The sequence below is a fragment of the Flavobacterium urumqiense genome (assembly GCF_900108015.1).
In the GTDB taxonomy this organism is placed as follows: Bacteria; Bacteroidota; Bacteroidia; order Flavobacteriales; family Flavobacteriaceae; genus Flavobacterium; species Flavobacterium urumqiense.
The window spans coordinates 136,443-156,333 of the sequence record NZ_FNVP01000006.1 but is presented as its reverse complement, the minus strand read 5'-3'; the positions used below and the strand labels follow the sequence as shown (position 1 = coordinate 156,333).

At 33.0% G+C, this 19,891-nt stretch carries 15 protein-coding genes; 9 read left to right on the top strand and 6 right to left on the bottom strand.

All coding sequences use genetic code 11. The annotated features are described in order from the left end of the window. The first annotated feature begins 57 nt into the window (after nucleotides 1-57). From C4S35_RS09165 to yajC, 3 genes are all read left to right on the top strand, one after another. Entirely contained in the window at nucleotides 58-1,167 is a 1,110-nt protein-coding gene (locus tag C4S35_RS09165) for a Glu/Leu/Phe/Val family dehydrogenase (protein WP_103999885.1), read from the top strand. A 209-nt stretch (nucleotides 1,168-1,376) separates the two neighbouring features. After that, nucleotides 1,377-2,288: a transcription antitermination factor NusB gene (gene nusB, locus C4S35_RS09160; RefSeq protein ID WP_103999935.1), complete on the top strand. Its 912-nt coding sequence runs from the start codon at nucleotides 1,377-1,379 to the stop codon at nucleotides 2,286-2,288. A 32-nt stretch (nucleotides 2,289-2,320) separates the two neighbouring features. Next, complete coding sequence (yajC, locus tag C4S35_RS09155) at nucleotides 2,321-2,605, top strand: preprotein translocase subunit YajC (RefSeq protein WP_103999884.1); 285 nt, start codon at nucleotides 2,321-2,323, stop codon at nucleotides 2,603-2,605. 66 nt (nucleotides 2,606-2,671) lie between these two features. Here yajC and C4S35_RS09150 read toward each other — a convergent pair whose 3' ends face one another. From C4S35_RS09150 to C4S35_RS09135, 3 genes are all read right to left on the bottom strand, one after another. Continuing rightward, nucleotides 2,672-3,115, bottom strand: coding sequence for a hypothetical protein (locus C4S35_RS09150; protein ID WP_103999883.1), 444 nt, complete (start codon nucleotides 3,113-3,115; stop codon nucleotides 2,672-2,674). A gap of 870 nt (nucleotides 3,116-3,985) precedes the next feature. Beyond that, nucleotides 3,986-5,266 (bottom strand): peptidase T, encoded by a 1,281-nt coding sequence (gene pepT, locus C4S35_RS09140; RefSeq protein WP_103999882.1) that lies wholly within the window; start codon nucleotides 5,264-5,266, stop codon nucleotides 3,986-3,988. 177 nt (nucleotides 5,267-5,443) lie between these two features. Beyond that, complete coding sequence (locus C4S35_RS09135; protein WP_103999881.1) at nucleotides 5,444-5,995, bottom strand: hypothetical protein; 552 nt, start codon at nucleotides 5,993-5,995, stop codon at nucleotides 5,444-5,446. 961 nt (nucleotides 5,996-6,956) lie between these two features. On the opposite strand from C4S35_RS09135, the gene C4S35_RS09130 reads away from it, so the two are divergent. From C4S35_RS09130 to C4S35_RS09100, 5 genes are all read left to right on the top strand, one after another. Continuing rightward, entirely contained in the window at nucleotides 6,957-7,313 is a 357-nt protein-coding gene (locus C4S35_RS09130) for a DUF6799 domain-containing protein (protein WP_103999880.1), read from the top strand. An 840-nt stretch (nucleotides 7,314-8,153) separates the two neighbouring features. Next, nucleotides 8,154-9,188 carry a quinone-dependent dihydroorotate dehydrogenase gene (locus C4S35_RS09120; RefSeq protein WP_103999878.1) on the top strand — a complete coding sequence of 345 codons (1,035 nt, stop codon included), beginning with the start codon at nucleotides 8,154-8,156 and terminating at the stop codon, nucleotides 9,186-9,188. Nucleotides 9,189-9,494: 306 nt separating this feature from the next. Then, nucleotides 9,495-10,358: a hydroxymethylglutaryl-CoA lyase gene (locus tag C4S35_RS09110; RefSeq protein ID WP_103999877.1), complete on the top strand. Its 864-nt coding sequence runs from the start codon at nucleotides 9,495-9,497 to the stop codon at nucleotides 10,356-10,358. A 109-nt stretch (nucleotides 10,359-10,467) separates the two neighbouring features. Next, the gene (locus C4S35_RS09105) at nucleotides 10,468-11,019 is read left to right on the top strand and encodes a hypothetical protein (RefSeq protein WP_103999876.1); all 552 of its coding nucleotides are present in this window, start codon (nucleotides 10,468-10,470) and stop codon (nucleotides 11,017-11,019) included. Next, nucleotides 11,016-12,422: a DUF5723 family protein gene (locus C4S35_RS09100; RefSeq protein ID WP_103999875.1), complete on the top strand. Its 1,407-nt coding sequence runs from the start codon at nucleotides 11,016-11,018 to the stop codon at nucleotides 12,420-12,422. The genes C4S35_RS09105 and C4S35_RS09100 overlap by 4 nt, the downstream gene beginning before the upstream one ends. Nucleotides 12,423-12,447: 25 nt before the next feature. On the opposite strand, the gene C4S35_RS09095 is transcribed toward C4S35_RS09100, so the two are convergent. Next, entirely contained in the window at nucleotides 12,448-14,964 is a 2,517-nt protein-coding gene (locus tag C4S35_RS09095) for a cation-translocating P-type ATPase (RefSeq protein WP_103999874.1), read from the bottom strand. 157 nt (nucleotides 14,965-15,121) lie between these two features. On the opposite strand from C4S35_RS09095, the gene guaB reads away from it, so the two are divergent. Beyond that, the gene (guaB, locus tag C4S35_RS09090) at nucleotides 15,122-16,594 is read left to right on the top strand and encodes an IMP dehydrogenase (protein ID WP_103999873.1); all 1,473 of its coding nucleotides are present in this window, start codon (nucleotides 15,122-15,124) and stop codon (nucleotides 16,592-16,594) included. Between the two features lie 59 nt (nucleotides 16,595-16,653). Here guaB and C4S35_RS09085 read toward each other — a convergent pair whose 3' ends face one another. Both C4S35_RS09085 and C4S35_RS09080 read right to left on the bottom strand, forming a co-directional pair. Beyond that, a complete protein-coding gene (locus tag C4S35_RS09085) occupies nucleotides 16,654-18,894 on the bottom strand; it encodes a cation:proton antiporter domain-containing protein (protein WP_103999872.1) in 2,241 nt (746 codons plus the stop codon). Nucleotides 18,895-19,114: 220 nt separating this feature from the next. After that, on the bottom strand, nucleotides 19,115-19,888 hold the full coding sequence (locus tag C4S35_RS09080; protein ID WP_103999871.1) for a polysaccharide deacetylase family protein: 774 nt from the start codon (nucleotides 19,886-19,888) through the stop codon (nucleotides 19,115-19,117). Nucleotides 19,889-19,891 lie beyond the last annotated feature (3 nt).

The window sequence follows — 19,891 nt, the reverse complement described above, 5'->3', positions numbered from 1 at the left end:
ATTTGGCTTGTCTTTTTGACAAATTCATAATTTTATCACTATCAAAAAATCAATACTATGAATGCAGCTTTCACAACTGGAAAGGAACTTCAAAAAATGGATCCCGTTTTTGGTCAATTATCATTTGATAATCACGAACAAATTGTATTTTGTAACGACAAAGATACAGGTTTAAAAGCAATTATTGGTATTCATAATTCGGTTATGGGTCCTGCTTTAGGAGGCACTCGCATGTATAATTACGCTAACGAATGGGAAGCATTAAATGATGTATTACGACTTTCCCGCGGTATGACTTATAAAGCAGCCATTACAGGATTGAATATAGGTGGGGGTAAAGCGGTTATTATTGGCGACGCCAAAACCCAAAAAACACCTGAGTTGATGCGTAAGTTTGGTGAGTTTGTACACTCATTAAGCGGGAGATATATCACTGCCGAAGATGTAGGAATGGAAACTGCAGATATGGATATCGTTAGAGACGTGACGCCTTATGTAACAGGGATTTCTGAATCAAGAGGAGGTTCTGGAAATCCATCTCCTGTAACAGCTTATGGTGTATATCTTGGTATGAAAGCTGCTGCGAAACAACAGTTTGGTTCAGACGTACTTAGTGGGAAAAAAGTATTGGTTCAAGGAATTGGTCATGTTGGAGAAACTTTGGTTGATTATTTGACAAAAGAAGGCGCAATAGTTATTATAACAGATATTAATGAAGAAAAATTGTACGAAGTAGGATCTAAGTACGGTGCTACAATATTCACAGGCGATGATTTATATGCTGCAGATGTTGATATATATGCGCCTTGTGCAATGGGAGCGACTTTAAATGATGCTACTGTGCATAAAATAAAAGCTAAAGTAATTGCTGGGGCTGCAAATAACCAATTAGCAAATGAGAATATTCACGGTGCTATTTTGCAGGAAAGAGGCATTCTTTATGCTCCGGATTTTTTAATCAATGCTGGTGGAATTATCAATGTTTATGCGGAATTAGAGCATTACGATAAAGCAGAGATCATGCGTAAAACAGAGAATATTTACAATACAACTTTAGAGATTTTTGCATTTGCTATTGCTAATGGAATTACAACGCATCATGCGGCTTTGACTATTGCTCAAAATCGTATTGATCAAAGAAAGATAGAAAACAGTTTAAAAAAATAGTCCTAATTTTCATATTAATTTTCAAATTCTAAAAAGTCCATTGCTTGGATTTTTTAGAATTTGTTGTTTAATAGGCCAAAGTAAATTAGAACCAAAATCTTTTTTTGGTATTTTAATTTTATTTACAAGGATGAAATTCTTATTTTTGCAGTCTAATTAATAAAAGTTCTTACAAGGTGGTAAATAGAAGACACATACGCGTTAAAGTTATGCAATCCATTTATGCGATGCATCAAAACGGTTCTGATAATCTGGAAAAAGAGGAAAAATTTCTTTTCTACAGTATCGACAATATTCAAGATTTATACCTAATAATGCTTTCTTCCTTGATTGAAATTTGTAAAAAAGAAACTATCTTTTTGCATAAATCATCTCTGAAACATCTTGCTACTGCTGAGGAGCGTAAGCCAAATGAAAAATTCATTAAAAATAGTATTTTTCAAATTCTTTCAGAAAACAATTCACTTAGTATCGCTCTTGAAACTCGTAAAATTGACAATTGGACATTAAACGATGATTATATCTTGTTGCTTTTGAATGATATCAAAGCAAGCACGTTGTATGAAAAATACATGAGTAATTCGATCAACACATTCGAAGAAGATAAACAATTTATTGTTGATTTATTTATGGATGTAATTGTTCCTAATGAAAAACTGTACGAATATTTAGAAGATGACAAATTAACTTGGGTAGACGATATTCCGTTGGTGAATACGCATATTATCAAGCAGTTGAAAGCTATTAAATCTGGGGAAGATGATAATTTCAGAGTTCCAAAATTGTATAAAGACAATGAGGACAAGGATTTTGTTAAAGATTTGTTTAGAAAAACAGTTTTGAACGAATCAGAATTTGCTAAAGAATATGTTGATAAAACACCAAATTGGGATAGCGATAGAATTGCAGAAATTGATACCATTATTCTTAAAATGGCTATTTGTGAATTTCTAAAATTTCCATCGATTCCAGTGAAAGTTACCCTTAACGAATATTTAGAAGTTGCCAAAGAGTATTCTACGCCTAAAAGTAGTATTTTTATCAACGGAATTTTAGATAATTTAGTAAAAGAGCTTCAGGCTAACAAAAAGATGATTAAAGCTGGTCGTGGTTTAATGTAATATTTATAAACAAAAAAAGAGATTTTAAAATTATGGGACAATTAACTCAATTTGCGCCGTTTCTATTAATGTTTGTGGTAATCTATTTCTTTATGATTAGACCACAGCAAAAGAAAGCTAAAAACGAAAAAGAATTTGAAAGCAGCTTGAAAGTAGGTGACAAAATCATTACAAAAAGTGGACTTCACGGAAAAGTTTCTGAGCTTGCTGACACGACAGTTATCGTTGAAACAATGTCAGGAAAATTAAAAATGGAGCGTTCCGCCATTTCTATGGAAATGAGCGCAGCAATGAATACTGCAGCTGTAAAAAAATAGTAATAGTTTTCGAACTACTAAAAAATGCCTTGATTTTTCAAGGCATTTTTTTATATAATAATGTGGTTATTTTTTATTTTTTTTATTCTTTTTTGCTTTTTTAGATTTTGCTTTGGCCTTTTTAGCTTTTATCTTGGCTTTGACTTTTGCTTTCTTAGCTTTATCCTTTTTGGCTTTTTTTGCCTTTTTGGCTTTTGCTTTCGCTTTTTGTTTTGCTTTCTCTTTTGCGTCGGCTTTTTTAGCCTTTTTCTTGTCTTTATCTTTCATTTTTACTTTTTTATTGGTTTCATTTTTACTTTTTTTCTTATTTGAAACGGTATTATCTTCATCCAGACTAATATCCGAAATCTCTATAATTTCCGTTTTGATTTCTTCAATTACAGGTTCTATAATTTTAACGGGTTCCGCTACAGGTTTAACGACTTTCGTTCTTCGAGCACTAATTGGCTTTTCAATTTCAGATTTTGCTGGAGGTACTGGATTAGTTTCCGCTTCTTTCATTTGTGTCATAATTTATAGTATTAGTTTTATTCAATTAAACGAATAGTTGTTTTAGTGTTACTAAATTGTTAAGTGATTGTAAGTAAATATAGTGATTTAATACACTAGTCAATGTTAAGCTTTTCAGAATGATTTAGATAATTTATTCTAATTGGCAGGAAATTGTAAACAAGGTAGGAAGTGTTTCTTTTTTTAAAAGAGATTGTATAAATGATTACGACAATAGAATGTATTAGTCTAGTGTGGCTTTAAATAAAAAGCCCCAACTCTGAGTTAGGATTGGGACTTTATTTTATCAGTTTTTATCGTTTAAACCAATGTTTTCAATTATTATTGGTTTTATTTTTTCAATCCAGCAGCGTTCAGTTTCTTCTCGTTTTGCATTGAATATATATTATAAAAACTCCTTTTGTTTGTATGGGGAAAATTTCAAAAAAGTTTCTGATAAATACCTGTTAAAATGTAATTCTTTTTGGAGAATTTCCGGCATTCCAATTGCTACTCTGGCATTTTGGGTTTTATAATTTTTCCCTACTTTTCATTTTCATTTTTTGCATGATTGTATTCCATTACAAAAGCTTCAACTATTTCGTCTAGTGATGTAAATCGCCATTGTGGCAACGATTTAGTAATCCCTTCTTGTGCGTTGACTATACTTTCTTTTCATCTTTCAGAAAACGCCATTAAAAAACCAAATCGTAAAATAATTTTCAAATCCTTCAATTTCGATCACATTTTTGTTGTCCAAGATATAAACACAACTTCCCCACTTGGCAGTTTTGATGAATGCGGTTTTGGCAATAATTGATTTCAGAAATTCTAATTCTTCTAATCAACTATTGATTTTATCCCAAGTATTTGTATCGATTTTTGATGATTCTAATTATTTTTATTTTTAACTGTTTCATCCGTTTTAACATAATCTCCTATCGCTGTTAATTCAGCAATTTTTACAATAACTTCTACTGCTTTTTGCATACTTTCCACTGGAACATATTCGTATTTTCCATGGAAATTATGTCCTCCGGCAAAAATATTTGGGCAAGGCAATCCTTTGTATGACAATTGAGAACCGTCAGTTCCGCCGCGAATAGGTTTTATTAGTGGTTTTATCCCTATTTCCTTCATCGCTTTTTCAGCAATATCCACAATATGTTTTACAGGTGTTACCTTTTCTTTCATATTGTAATATTGATCTTTTATTTCGGCCGTAACAATATCAGCACTAAATTGTTTCGCGAATTTCTTGTTTATTTTTCGAGTAATTTTCTCGATTAATTCTTTGCGTTTTTCAAACTTTTTCTTGTTATGATCTCTGATAATCAGTTCTAAAACGGTTTCTTCAATACTTCCCGTAAGGTGATGCACATGAAAAAAACCTTCATACCCTTTTGTAGTTTCGGGTGTTTCATTAGAAGGTAATTCATTGATGAAATCATTAGCAATCAGCATCGAATTGATCATTTTGCCTTTGGCATAACCAGGATGAACACTTTTTCCTTTGAAAATAATTTTGGCACCAGCCGCATTAAAATTTTCATATTCCAGTTCACCTATTTGGCTACCATCCATAGTATATGCCCATTCCGCTCCAAATTTTGCTACATCAAAATGATGCGCGCCACGGCCAATTTCTTCATCTGGTGTGAAACCCACTCTGATTTTTCCGTGTTTGATTTCTGGATTATTGATAAGGAATTCCATTGCGGTAACAATCTCGGTGATTCCGGCTTTATCATCAGCTCCTAATAGTGTAGTTCCGTCAGTTGTAATCAAGGTTTTTCCTTTGTACAATAACAAATCTTTAAAATAATTAGGTGATAATATGATATTTTGTTCTGCATTTAAGACAATGTCTTTACCATCATAATTAGGAATAATTTGAGGTTTTACATTGGCTCCGGTAAAATCGGGTGTAGTGTCAAAGTGTGAAATAAATCCAATAGTTGGTACTTCATGAATAACATTACTTGGCAAGGTAGCCATGATGTATGCCTTGTCATCTATTGTTACTTCTTGCATCCCAATAGCTTTCAATTCCTCAACTAGTTTATTGGCTAGGTCCCATTGTTTAGCTGTACTTGGAGTAGTTTCTGAGTTGGCGTCAGATTCTGTATCAATAGTTACATAACTGATGAATCGATCTATAATATGTTGCATTTTTTATTTGTTTTATGCAAATATAATCATTTTTTAAAAAGCATTTTTGAGTAGTTACTAGCCAAGATTTTTGTATTTTTTTTAAATTTTTAAAATCGGGACAAAAGGTGAAATTAGAAGTAATTTGTATTAAAATTTTATTTTTTGCATAAAAAAACCACCCGAAGGTGGTTGCTTTTAATTTCTACTTTTAGTGAGTTTATTTCCAGCTTTTTCCAAATCGTCTTCTAATTTGTTGATTTTTATCTGGCTTTTGCTTATTTTAATATTTTCCTTTTCAATGTTTGTAGATGAAAGTTTTCCTCTTGCTTTTTTGGATTCTAATCTTGCTGTTCGCTGCGCAAAATTTTGTTTTTCATTTGCAAGTTTATTTTTGAGTTTAGCAACAGATCTTTCATTTGAAGCGATTTTATCTTGTTGTTTTTCAAAGCGTTTTTGCTTTTTTTCGAAGACCTTTTTCTCCTTCTCAATTCTTTTAGTTTCTTTTAGTGCTTTCTTTTCAGCCCGTAGTCTGTCATTCAAAGCTTTTTCATCCCGATTTACTACTCCATTGTCTTTGTTTAATAGTGCGCTAGTTCCTGCAACTTTAAGAGTGTCTTTTGTTGTTGTTACCGTGGTTACTACCGTGGTATTTGTAGCGATCTTAACACTGTCATTTTTCACAGCTTGCGCAAAAAAAGATTGAACGCCAAAGAAGAATAATAAGGTAAGCGTGATTTTAATTTTCATGATACGGGATATTTAATTGTAAAATTGGAATTTGTTGTTAATTTTCAATGCTAATTTAATGTATTTTACTCTAAAATCGTGCCGTTTGTCAGAAATGAATGCTATTTTCCTCAGTATTAAGGATTTTCTTTCGAGTGAACTTTGTTGCAAAACATTTTTTTGAATTTTAGGCTTTCTTAAAGAAATTTATAAGTTCGATAATCAGCATTTTGAATCGTAAAATTTAAAAAAAGCAAGTGATATTTTGATTATTAAATTTAATCTTAGATTTCCCAAATGTTTTTGATTACTAACTTTAATTTTTAGAATATAAAAAAATTAGTACTATTTGTTATGTGCTTTTCTTTCCTTGTAGGTTGCAAGAAAAATATGAAGATGGAAGAAACTCCAGCAGTAAATTCTTCAGCTGATGCAAAAGTATAACCAGTTGAATTTGCGGATGCTAAATATATCTAGATCGGTAAAAAATCATCAGAGGTTTTAACCGAAGGTAATATGGATGGATGTCCTATTATACCGATGATGTCAAATATTATTGGAATGGTGGAGATAGCTTGATAGGTAAACCGGCTATCGTACTTATGATACCGTTGTTGTATTTTTTACATTTAAGATAAAGCTAAAACAAAATAAGGGCGAATAATACCATTTGAGCCTTATTGTGTTTTTATAGAATTTCTCGATACGCTGTTAAATAGAATACACTATTTTTTTATTTAAATAAATTCAAAATATAATAATTCTCATAATTATATTTTTTGTAATTTTAAACTAAACAATTAAAAAACAAAAAGTTATGAAAAATTTATTTATTTTAGTAGGATTGCTTATGTGCTCTTTAGGAGTTATGGCCAAGGATTTAAAAATGAATGATTCCAAAATGCATAGTGCTAAAGTGGTGCAAATGAAAGATCATTTAATGATGAAAGACGGTAAAATGATGGTGATGAAAGAGGATTAAATGATGATGATGGTAAAAGAAATGACCATGTCAAATGGTTATGTTGTCTATTTAAATGGGAAGGTTAAAATGAAAAATGGTAAAACCATGATGATGAAGAACGGAGACATGATCGATATGAATGGAATGGTTATGATGAATAAAATGAAAGAGTATGTTAAGATGAAAGACGGTAAAATGATGATGATGAAGGACGGCAAAATGATGAGGATGGAAAAAGAAATGATGGTGTCTAACGGTTCAATGGTTTCTCCAAACGGAATGGTAAAAATGAAAGACGGCAAAACCATGATGATGAAAAATGGAGATAAAATGGATATGAATGGAATGATGATGAAAAAAACGAAAATGAAATAGGAAAAATAAAATCACGAAAGTCAAAATATTTAGTGTGAATTTTATTTTTTAATTTTAAAAACTAATAAACCGGAACCATATTTTGTAGTTTCGGTTTTTTTATTCTTTAGATAGAAAAATAATTTCATTTTACTCAGGCATTGGCATATCAGACTTATAACAATCACGGAAGATTTTCCATTTTCCAAACGACTTATGATTTTCCAATGTCTACTTCTTTGCCATCTTAATCGGTAAATGTCCATTTATCTTCTGATACCAGTAAATCATTATTTTTCCAAACTTATATAATATTCAAGCTGAATTTTGGCATCCCTGATTTCATGAAACCCGACATAATGTGAAGTGTGTTATTTCTGTCAGCGGCAGCTTTTGAATTGGGTTGCATAAATTATGCATCTATTTTGTAACAATTGGCTGCAGATAAAAAGTCACTTTTGTTTATTGCCTCGGTGAAAAAAAACTGTGCTCTTCAATACCTTTTTTTGTAGGAGCCATATTAAAAGTTTTTTTATATTTTCTTTTTTGAAAGGCTTACAGCTTGTTACAATAAATACACATCCTACAAAATAGAAAAGAATCTCCGCAAATTAAGATTTTTTTAATTGCTTTTTTTTAAGTTAAATATTAAAACACGAAATGGTAATTTATTTTAAACGGTATATAATGCAGCTATGTAGATTGTTTCTATAAAAAATAAAAAAAGCCTATTAGATAAACTATAAATTGAAGTTGATTTGAAGTTTGTTTTTAAAAATAAAAATGATTTACTAAAATTATTTTACAAATATTTAAATATCGAGTAGATAGTTCTATTTTTGCATTACCAACATAACAAACATGTATAAATTAATAATTCGTCCTCTACTTTTTTGGTTTGACCCGGAAAAAGTTCATTATTTCACTTTTTCACTGATTCAATTTTTATCTAAAATTCCTGGATTTTCTTTTCTTTTTAAATCACTTTATGATGTCAATGATTCAAGACTAGAAACGGAAGTATTTGGACTGAAATTCAAAAATCCGGTGGGATTGGCTGCCGGTTTTGATAAGGATGCCAAGTTGTATAAAGAATTATCCAACTTTGGTTTTGGTTTTATCGAAATAGGAACGCTTACTCCTATAGGTCAGGAAGGAAATCCCAAAAAACGTTTATTTCGTCTTAAGGAAGATAGCGCCATAATTAACCGCATGGGTTTTAATAACGGTGGTGTTCAAGAAGCAGCAGAACGATTGAAAAAAAATAAGGGTGTTTTAATTGGTGGAAATATTGGTAAAAACAAACTGACTCCTAACGAAGAAGCGACCTTAGATTACGAAATCTGTTTTGATGCGTTATATGATTATGTAGATTATTTTGTAGTCAATGTGAGTTCGCCAAACACACCAAATCTTCGTGCCTTACAGGATAAAGAGCCATTGACTCAACTGTTGCAAACACTACAGAACAAGAATTTGGCTAAGCCAAAACAAAAACCAATTTTACTAAAAATAGCTCCTGACTTAACTGATGAGCAATTGCTGGATATAATAGATATTGTGAAAGAAACCAAGATTGCCGGAGTTATTGCAACGAATACAACTATTTCTCGCGAAGGATTACAATCCGAAAATAAATCAGAAATGGGAGGGTTATCAGGGAAACCGTTAGCAAAACGTTCTACTGAAGTTATCCGTTTTTTATCTCAAAAAAGTAAAAAAGCCTTTCCAATTATTGGAGTGGGAGGAATTCATTCTGCCGAAGATGCGATCGAAAAATTGGAAGCTGGAGCGTGTCTAGTGCAATTGTACACTGGTTTTATTTACGAAGGTCCCGCTTTGGTGAAAGCCATAAACAAAGAAATTTTAAAACGATTGCAGCCCCCGAGATATTAAAAAGCCCGGATAGCATAGCAATTTCAAAACTCAGTAAGGTTCCAATAATAAGATATTGAGTAAGTTTTGGTCTTTTACTTCTTTCAAATCTCCAAAAAGAAAAATTGATTTTGCAGCCAATAAAAAGCCAATTGCTTCAAAATGATTGGTAATTATGAAGCAAAAAACAGAAAAGTGGTGTAATACTATATTACCAAATAATGTAATATTTTATTTTATTACCAAAATACATAATAGTTGAAATTTTTATAAAATTAGAAATTCAAAATTTATAATTCATAATTGTTTTTCTATCTTTGGCTTTCTATGGAGCCAATAAAAATTATAGAATGTCCACGCGATGCCATGCAAGGCATAAAGCCATTTATACCTACTGAGAGGAAAGTGGCATACATCCAATCTTTATTGCGTGTAGGATTCGATTCTATAGATTTTGGTAGTTTTGTTTCGCCAAAAGCGATTCCGCAAATGCAGGATACCGCCGAAGTACTAGCACAACTCGACTTATCTCAAACCCGAAGTAAATTATTGGCAATTATTGCGAATACGCAAGGCGCAACATTAGCTGCTGTTCATCCTGAAATACAATACTTGGGTTTTCCTTTTTCGATTTCAGAAAATTTCCAAATGCGAAATACCCATAAAACAATAGCTGAATCATTAATTACTTTACAAGAGATTTTAGAAATTGCGTATAAAAGTAAAAAAGAAGTGGTAGCTTATCTTTCTATGGGATTTGGAAATCCATATGGTGATCCATGGAACACTGAAATTGTAGGGGAATGGACCCAAAAATTATCTGATATGGGCGTTAAAATTTTATCGCTTTCGGATACGGTAGGAAGTTCAACACCTGATGCGATTAGCTATTTATTTTCGAATTTAATTCCAAAATATCCTGAAATAGAGTTTGGAGCTCATTTACATACCACGCCAGATAAATGGTTTGAGAAAATTGATGCAGCTTACAAAGCGGGTTGCCGTCGCTATGATGGCGCGATTCAAGGTTTTGGCGGCTGTCCTATGGCGACCGATGATTTGACAGGTAATATGCCTACAGAGAAATTATTATCCTATTTCACTTCAAAAAAAGAAAATACTAACTTAAGTCCAATGAGTTTTGAAAGTGCTTATAATGAAGCTTCTAAGTTATTTGGGGAATTTCATTAATGAATAAGCATGATTGCTTCAATATTAACATTTGGTTAGTAAAATAATAATTAAAGAAATGATGCGTTCGTATTGTAATAATTGAGACTGATTTTAATAAATTTAAATAATGAAACGAGTGTCTTTCAATAGAATTTTTTTATTACTTATTATATCCTTATTCACTTTTTCATGTTCAAGTGATTTAGATTTCAATCAGGCTAATAATTTGAAATTAGAACCTGTTTTTGTAGCTAATTTGGCCTACTTTGAAATTCCTGCACATGAATTTGTGACCAATGGAAACGATCAGAATTTGACGGTTGGTTCTCCAACAGTTGATGTGTTTAATGACGCTTTTTTTAAAAAGCATTTAACGAGAGCTGAATTATCTTTTGAATTAATCAACACAATTAATAGAGAATATACATTAGATATTATATTGCAGGATAGAAACAATCAGCCACTTTATAAGATAAACTTCAATATTCCGGCTTATACTGGTTTAGCAAATCCAATTACAAAAACTGAAAAATTTGAAAATTCTAAACTGGATCTATTGAAACGCACCACTAAAATGACTTTTGTTCTAAGAATGCTTCCAGGCGCCGCATTGACTGAGAATAGCTCAGGGAATTTAAAATTACGTTCTGATGTAACCGCTCACTTAATAGTTCAATGAAAAAATTAATCTTGCTTTTTGTTCTATTTGTATCGGTTAAAAGTATTTCACAAAACAAACAACTTTTATATAATTTTACGGCAGTGCCTCAGTCTTTGATGACTAATCCAGGGTCTGATGTAAAATATAAATTCTATTTTGGAATTCCATTATTATCGGGAATTTCGGCGAATGTAGGATCCAGTGGTTTCTCTGCTTATGATTTATTTGCAAACAATGGAATAGATTTTAACGTAAAATTGCGCGATGTCGTGTTTTCCACCACAAGAAAAGATAGAGCAGCAATAAACGAACAAATAGAATTATTCAGTGGAGGTTTTAGAATTAAAGGCGGACAAGATCAATATGATTCTTATGTTTCTTTTGGAATGTATCAGGAATTCGATTTCCTGAGCTATATGCCTAAAGATCACGCTATTCTGGCTTTAGAGGGAAATAAAGGATATCTGGGGAAAGTATTTGATTTGGGTGATTTGAATGTAAAAGCAGAAATGCTGACGGCGCTGCATATCGGTTATCATAAAAATATAAATGAGAGGCTGACAGTAGGATTTAGAGGGAAAATTTATTCCAGTATTTTTAATGCCTCGTCAACAAAAAATTCAGGATATATTTATACAATTCCTTCGAACGTTAATATGTACGAACAAGTTATCTACTCTAATTTGCAACTCAATACATCAGGTATTGCTAAGTATGACGATCAGAATTATGATGGTGAAGTGGCAAAAGACATTAAAAGTAGAGCTTTATTTGGTGGTAATTTAGGCTTAGGTTTTGATGCTGGGCTTACCTACTATCCTAAAAAAAATATCCAATTCACGGCAAGTATTGTTGATGTTGGTTTTATTAAACACACCAAAGAGGTGGAGAATTTGACATACAAAGGATATTATAAGTACGAAGGAATAAACCCTAAATTTAATGGCGAAAGTTCAGGAGGGAATGTCTATCAGGAATTTAAGGATGCCATTCAGTTAGATACTTTGAATGCGAAATATACAACTTGGCGACCTGCAAAATTCAACTCCTCTATTCAATATTCATTTAAAGAAGAACGAGCTACGGACTGTAATTGCACGGATTATAACTCAGAAACTATTTATAAAAGTGCCGTTGGTGCCCAGTTATTTGTTATGTCAACGCCACGAATACCATTGATCGCTTTTACAACCTATTACAGAAGGAAAATTTTCAATGCATTACAAATGAAGGCTACTTACACAATAGATTCGTACTCTTTTAAAAATATAGGATTGGGATTGTCCAGTAATTTTGGACCTGTAAATTTTTATATTCTTGCTGATAACCTTTTAGAATATAGAGATGTTGCAAAAGCCAACAGTTTATCTTTTCAATTCGGTCTAAATATTATTTTTAAGGATAAAGAAGCATCAAATTAGTTTGATATTTTGGTTTAATATTGAGTTATTGGTCTTTTCTGCGTTTGAACCATTTGTATATTTCTATCCAAAGAACCGAAACAAATCCAACTAAAATACTCAAACCTATTTGGCTTCCTGAAACCTTCTCAAATTGAAAGAAATGTGAAAATACAGGTACAAATAAAAGTAAAGCGGTAATGAAAATGGTTAAGGAAATAATCATTAAAACTAAATTATTTTTATTGCCTAAAGTTGTAAATATTGAATAATAAAAAGAACGATTAACAAGGGTCAGAAAGATGTTAGACGATATCAATGTTAGAAAAATAGTTGTTCGCGTTACGCTTTCGATACAATTCGTCGCCACACAATATTGATAAACAAATAAGAGTCCAATAGTGATCATAAGTCCCTGTATGATGCTGATGGTGATTTCTTTCAAATTAAAAAAAGTTTTAGTAAAAGGCCTCGGCTTTAGCAACATTAGATTTCGTTCCATAGGTTCATTTTCATAGATAATAGAACAGGTAGGGCCCATTATTATTTCCAGAAAAATAACGTGAACTGGCGAGAAAATATTTGGATAAATCCAACCCAATGCCAGAGGAATAAAGACAATTAGGATAATGGGAATATGTATGGAAATAATATACTGAATCGCCTTTTTTAGATTGATATAAATTTTTCTTCCCATAGCAATTGCATCCGTCATTTTAGAAAAATCATCATCAATCAGAATTAAATTAGCCGCTTCTTTGGCAATTTCTGTTCCTTTTTTACCCATAGCAATTCCTATGTGCGCTGATTTTAATGCGGGACCATCGTTTACGCCATCACCAGTCATGGCTACAATTTGAGTATTATCTTTTAAGGCTTTTATGATTTTAAGTTTGGCCTCGGGGAACATTCTCGTAAAGATGGTTGTTTCCATTACTTTTTCTTTCAAAGTAGCGTCATCCATTGCCATTAATTCATCTCCGTTTACTGTTTTTTCATGGTTTCTGAAACCAACTTGCTTTGCTATAGTAGATGTTGTGACTGCATTATCGCCAGTAACTATTTTCACTAAAATTCCTGCGTTATAAAACGTTTCAAAAACGGCTTTAATATTCTCTTTTGGTGGATCATAAAAAGCAACTAGACCCATAAAATGAAAAGCAAAATCTTGCTGAATTTTTGGAAAATTATCCCCCAAAAATTCAGTTACACCAACTCCCAAAACACGAAAGCCCCTATTTGCCATGGCTTCAACAGCTTTGGAAACTTGTATGGTTTCCTCTTGTGATAGATTGGAACAGGCAATTAATGCTTCCGGAGCGCCTTTGGCAGCAATAATTCTTGTTCCTTCTTGGTTTTCAAAAACGTGGGTCATCATTGGAGGTTTTCCATCCAACGGATATTCGTGTATTAATTTGAAATTAGTTCTTTCATCAGTAATTTTTAATTTTGAATACGCTTCATGCAAAGCAATCTCCATACCGTCAAACGGAATAGGTTCACTGGCCCACATCGAGATACTTAATAATTCCAATTCTTCTTTACTTAAATTGGAGCTGTTATTTTCGGTACCAATATCTTTTATTTCATTAGATGAAAAAATGTACCACTGCGCCAGACTCATTTTATTTTGAGTAATGGTTCCTGTTTTATCCGTACATATTACGGTGGCACTCCCTAAAGTTTCTACTGTTTTAGTTTGTTTTACAATAATTCCCATTTTCATTAAACGCCAGGCACCTAATGCCATAAAAGTGGTAAAAGCAACGGGAATTTCTTCTGGAATAATACTCATTGCTAAGGTTAATGCTTTCAGAAGACTGTCTAAAATGTTTTTCGAATTGTAATAATTGATACCCCAAACAATACCAAAAATGACTAAACCTACAAGAGACATTTTCTTTACAAAGTTTCCAATTTGTAATTGTAAAGGTGTTTTTTCTTCAATAATTGTTTCAATGCTTTTACCGATTTTACCGATTTTTGTTTCGCCACCAATAGCATTAACTTCACAAATGGCCAAGCCGGTGGCTACAATAGTTCCGCGAAATACCTTATTGTTTTCAGACTGTTCATTTTTAAAAACTGCAAGCGATTCGCCTGTAAGTATTGATTCATTGGCAGAAAAATCATTAGATTGAATAATTGTGGCATCAGCCGGTATAAATGTACCTTCTTCTATTTGAATGAAATCACCCAAAACAATTTCTTCACTAAGGATTTCTATAATCTCGCTATTGCGAATAACTTTGCTTTTGGGTTGGGATAGTTTTTTTAGGGATTCAATGGCATTTCTGCTTTTGGATTCCTGATAAAGTGAAATCGTTGAAACTAATAGTATTGCTACCGTCATGAAAACTCCATTTCCATAATCTCCAGTAATGAAATAAATTCCTGTTGCCGTCATCAGCAATAAAAACATAGGTTCCTTTACCATTTCAATAAAGGAAGTCAAAAAGTTATTTTTATTTTGATGATCGAAAGAATTTGAGCCATTCTCAGCCCTTGATTTCAATACCTGATCCTCTGAAAGCCCTTTGATATTTTGTTTAGATTCTGTCATTGAAAAGAAATTAATCAAATTTTATAGATTACAAACAATGAAAGTTGATAGGAGGAGAGAATACCCTTGACAATGCAATTTAATCATTTATTATAAAAAGTAGTCGTTTTTTTGCATAAGATTGTTTATATTTGCATGCAATTTAACTACAATTGCAATGATCGCACACAATTCTAAGATTATCGGTGAAGGATTAACTTACGATGATGTACTATTAGTTCCTAATTACTCAGAGGTTCTTCCTCGCAAAGTGAGTATCAAATCTAGATTTTCAAGAAACATTACACTTAACGTTCCAATAGTATCCGCTGCTATGGATACTGTAACCGAAAGCGCTATGGCAATTGCTATGGCCCAAGAGGGCGGTATTGGTGTTTTACACAAAAATATGACTATCGAGCAACAAGCTGCCAAGGTGAGAAAAGTAAAACGTGCCGAATCCGGTATGATTATCGATCCCGTTACTTTGCCGCTGACCTCTACCGTTGCCGATGCTAAAAACGCAATGAAGGAATATGGTATTGGTGGTATTCCAATTGTGGATGAAAACAAAATGCTAAAAGGAATTGTCACTAATCGTGATTTGCGTTTCGAAAAAAATAATGCAAGACCTATCGTTGAGGTAATGACAAGTGAAAACTTGGTAACTGTTGCCGAAGGAACTTCATTAGAACAAGCCGAGGTAGTTTTGCAAGGTTATAAAATTGAGAAACTTCCGGTAGTAGATGCCGCTTATAAATTAGTGGGTTTAATTACGTTTAGAGATATTACTAAATTGACCCAAAAACCAAATGCAAATAAAGATAAATACGGACGTTTACGCGTAGCTGCCGCATTAGGCGTTACTGCAGATGCTGTAGAAAGAGCTACCGCTTTGGTTAATGCTGGAGTAGATGCCGTTATAATCGATACTGCTCACGGACATACAAAAGGAGTAGTGGATGTACTAAAATTAGTGAAAGCTAAATTCCCAGAATTAGACGTTATTGTTGGTAATATTGCTACCGCTGAAGCAGCGAAATACTTGGTTGAAAATGGCGCTGATGGTGTGAAAGTAGGAATTGGACCAGGTTCTATTTGTACGACTCGTATCGTTGCTGGTGTTGGTTTTCCTCAGTTTTCAGCTGTTCTTGAAGTTGCTGCTGCTATAAAAGGTTCTGGAGTTCCAGTAATTGCTGATGGTGGAATTCGTTACACAGGTGATATTCCTAAAGCTATTGCTGCAGGTGCTGACTGCGTAATGCTAGGTTCTTTGTTAGCCGGAACAATGGAATCTCCCGGAGAAACTATTATTTTCGAAGGAAGAAAATTCAAATCATACCGTGGTATGGGTTCTGTTGAAGCAATGCAGGAAGGGTCAAAAGATCGTTATTTCCAAGATGTGGAAGATGACGTTAAGAAATTGGTTCCGGAAGGAATTGTAGGCCGTGTACCTTACAAAGGAGAATTGAATGAAAGCATGCAACAATTCATTGGTGGTCTTCGCGCCGGAATGGGATATTGTGGTTCAAAAGATATTCCAACTTTACAGGAAACAGGTCGCTTTGTTCGTATCACTGCAAGTGGTATCAACGAAAGTCATCCTCATAATGTAACGATTACTAAAGAGGCTCCAAATTACTCGAGATAAAATAGTCTGAAAAAGACATAAAAAAAGTGCAAGATTCATTTCTTGCACTTTTTTTATGTCTAATTATGAACCAAATCAGCTAATAATTTTTTATTTCCAACAATCCAGAGAATATCATCCTTCTCTAATACTACATCTGATTCGGGATTTAAGATTCTTTTTCCCTTTTTTTCGATACCTACAACCAAACCACTTGTTTTCTCCCGCAATTTGGAATCCCGAATACTTTTTCCAATGTAGGATTCATTTTTCAATTCTATTTGTCGCAATACAATTTCGGTTTCGGTAAGCGTATCAGGAACATCAATTTCATGTTGGTCCAAATACGATTTGAATTCTTTTACCTGCGCATCAGTGCCTATCACGCATATTTCATCATTTGGAAATAATCGTTCGTTTTTATTGGGAATATTGATCATAATATCGCCTCGCTTAATAAACGCAATATTTATTCCTATTTGTTCCCTAATTTTTAATTCCTCCAATGTTTTTCCTGCAATATTGGACTCCGTGGCAATATCGAAAAAAGTCATGTGTCCATCCCAGGGAGATAAATCGCTTCGGCTTCTTTTGGCTTTTGTGATTTCTCTTGCATTTAGGTTTTTTAAGAAATGATTTTCAATCCGATGGTATTGTGCATTTAATTTTTTTTGGAAAACAAAATAGACGACCAAAGCTACAATCAGAGCAATAAAAGCAAAAATTGGAGAAAAGAAAATATTTAATAAAAATCCAATAAAAAATGTGGTGAGAAGTACTCTCAAGAGAAGCATCATCAGAATTGGTCCTCGATATTTTCGTTCCTCGAGCAATATAGCGACTTCATTTACCGCAACACGACGTAAAGAAAGCGCCCATAAAAAAGGGGAAAGTACCACCAAAGTAATTAATGCGCCTAAGGCATTACCAAATTGAAAATCAGTAACCAACGGCAAAAGATATTTAGAGGAGAGTAAAATTGCCGCAACGATTATTACCGAGTGAACAATGACTTGAACGAGATAAGCATTAATTACAATCTGCCAATTGCTAACCGATTTAATGGCTTGGGCATTCGCACTGTAACGTTCAATTCTTTTAGTCCATTTTCTAGGCAATTTTTTGGATAAATATTCTGAAAACGGCGTGGACAATTTTATCATAAATGGCGTCGTGAATGTCGTTACTGCCGAAACCGCTACCACTATAGGATACAAAAATGAACTCGTTACATTTAATGTCATTCCCAACGTCGCAATGATAAAGGAAAATTCCCCAATTTGAGACAAACTCATTCCCGTTTGCACGGATTGTTTTAAGGGTTGACCCGAAAGTAATGCGCCAGCAGTAGAGCTTATCGATTGACCAAAAATGGTTATTAGGGACAGAATGAGGACAGGAATTGCATGATCATACAAGGTTTCAGGATCAATTAACATTCCAACAGAAACAAAGAAAACGGCTCCAAATAAATCTTTAACCGGTTTTACTAAATGCTCTATATGTTCTGCCTGCGTGGTCTCTGCAATGATAGAACCCATAATAAATGCACCAAGTGCAGGTGAAAAACCAACATCTGCAGCCAGAATAACCATCATCAAACAAAGTGCCAGCGAAATAATAAGCAACATTTCATCGGATAGTAAATGCTTTGCTCTTTTGAGTAAAGTGGGAATAAAAAAGATGCCTCCAACAAACCAAATCGTTAAGAAAAATAGTAGTTTCAAAACTGATTGCAATAATTCTCCACCCGAAAATTGATTGGTAACGGCAACAGTCGATAATAATACCATCATTAGTATGGCAACAATATCCTGAACAATAAGGGAACCAATGACAATACCAGCAAAATTCTGAGCCTTAACCCCTAATTCTTCAAATGTTTTGAGAATAATAGTAGTCGATGAAATCGAAAGAATTACCCCTAAAAAAATGCTGTCCATTTTGGACCAATCCATCCATTGACCAACAAAATAACCAATTATGACCATCGTCACAATTTGTGTAATCGCAGTGATTGAAGCTGTTCCGCCCACTTTCATCAATTTCTTAAAACTGAATTCCAGTCCAAGGCTGAACAATAAAAAGATTACGCCAATCTCTGCCCAAAGATCTACACTTTTAATATCAGTCACCGATGGGAAAAAATCAAAATGATTTCCAGCCAAAAATCCCGCTATCAAATAACCCAAAACCAGCGGTTGCTTTAATTTTTTAAATAATAAAACGGCAATCCCGGCTGTCATAAGTATTAATCCCAAATCGCTTATCAATGGTTGTAGGTGATGTGTCGTTTCCGTAACTATTGCAGCAGTTTCCATAGTTTATGTTTTAATTTAGGAGCTATTCCAGCCATCCGTTTCAAGCTTTCAGTCATAAATCGTTTTTTCTATTCCCCTTGCAGGAGCTTCCTTTGGTCGCTCTGCAAGTGCAAGAAAAAATGATTTTTTCCCTCAAGGCTTTTTACTTTTGTCTGGGCTAAATTGTCAGAAGCATTTGTGTTTTTATAAAATTAATGCTTTTCACTCTTGCAATGAAATGTTATTTTAAATTGTTTAATTCAGACAATTTATAAAACGTCATATTATGTTGTTTGACATAATTACAAATCAGTTTTAATGTTTCCATTGTAGTCTGATAATTGGCAGTGATTTTCTTTACCGGTTTGTGTCCAAATAGGATTAAAATTTTATGCTTTCGTTTAGCATAATCCAATAATTTTAAAAGATACGGAATGCTGAAATTGGGATGGTCCGTATCAATACCTATTCCATAAACTAGCGTGGAGTTATTAAAATAGCAATTTTGAAAAAATGGATCTTCAGCGCCATAAGTTGTTCCTCTGATAATTTCAAATTTTTTCAAAAGGGCATTATCAATGTTGGCATTTCTAAAACCAAAAGGATAAACAAATGCCGTTACTTTAAAATTATAAAAATGCATTAAAGTAAGCATTGGATTTATTTCCTGTTTAATGTAGGCGTCTATTCCATTTTTTGCAACAAATTTAGGAGCGTCAAAATGATGGAAACCATGTCCTGCAATTTCGTGTCCGTCTTTCTGCAATTGCTTGAGTTCCTTTATTTCAGAATGATTTAAAGTATTTATTTTAGAAACGCAAAAAGTAGCTTTCCAGGAATATTGGCGCAATATTTTATCAGCCTGACACCATTCATTTATACTCGCATCATCAAATGAGATTACAACTCCAGGCGTAATTTCTTTAAAATTATTTTTTTGAGAAGTGTTTTTATTTTGACAAGAAAATAAAAAAAAAGTACAAAGGAATATGAATTTGTAGGTGTTTTTGTTCATATT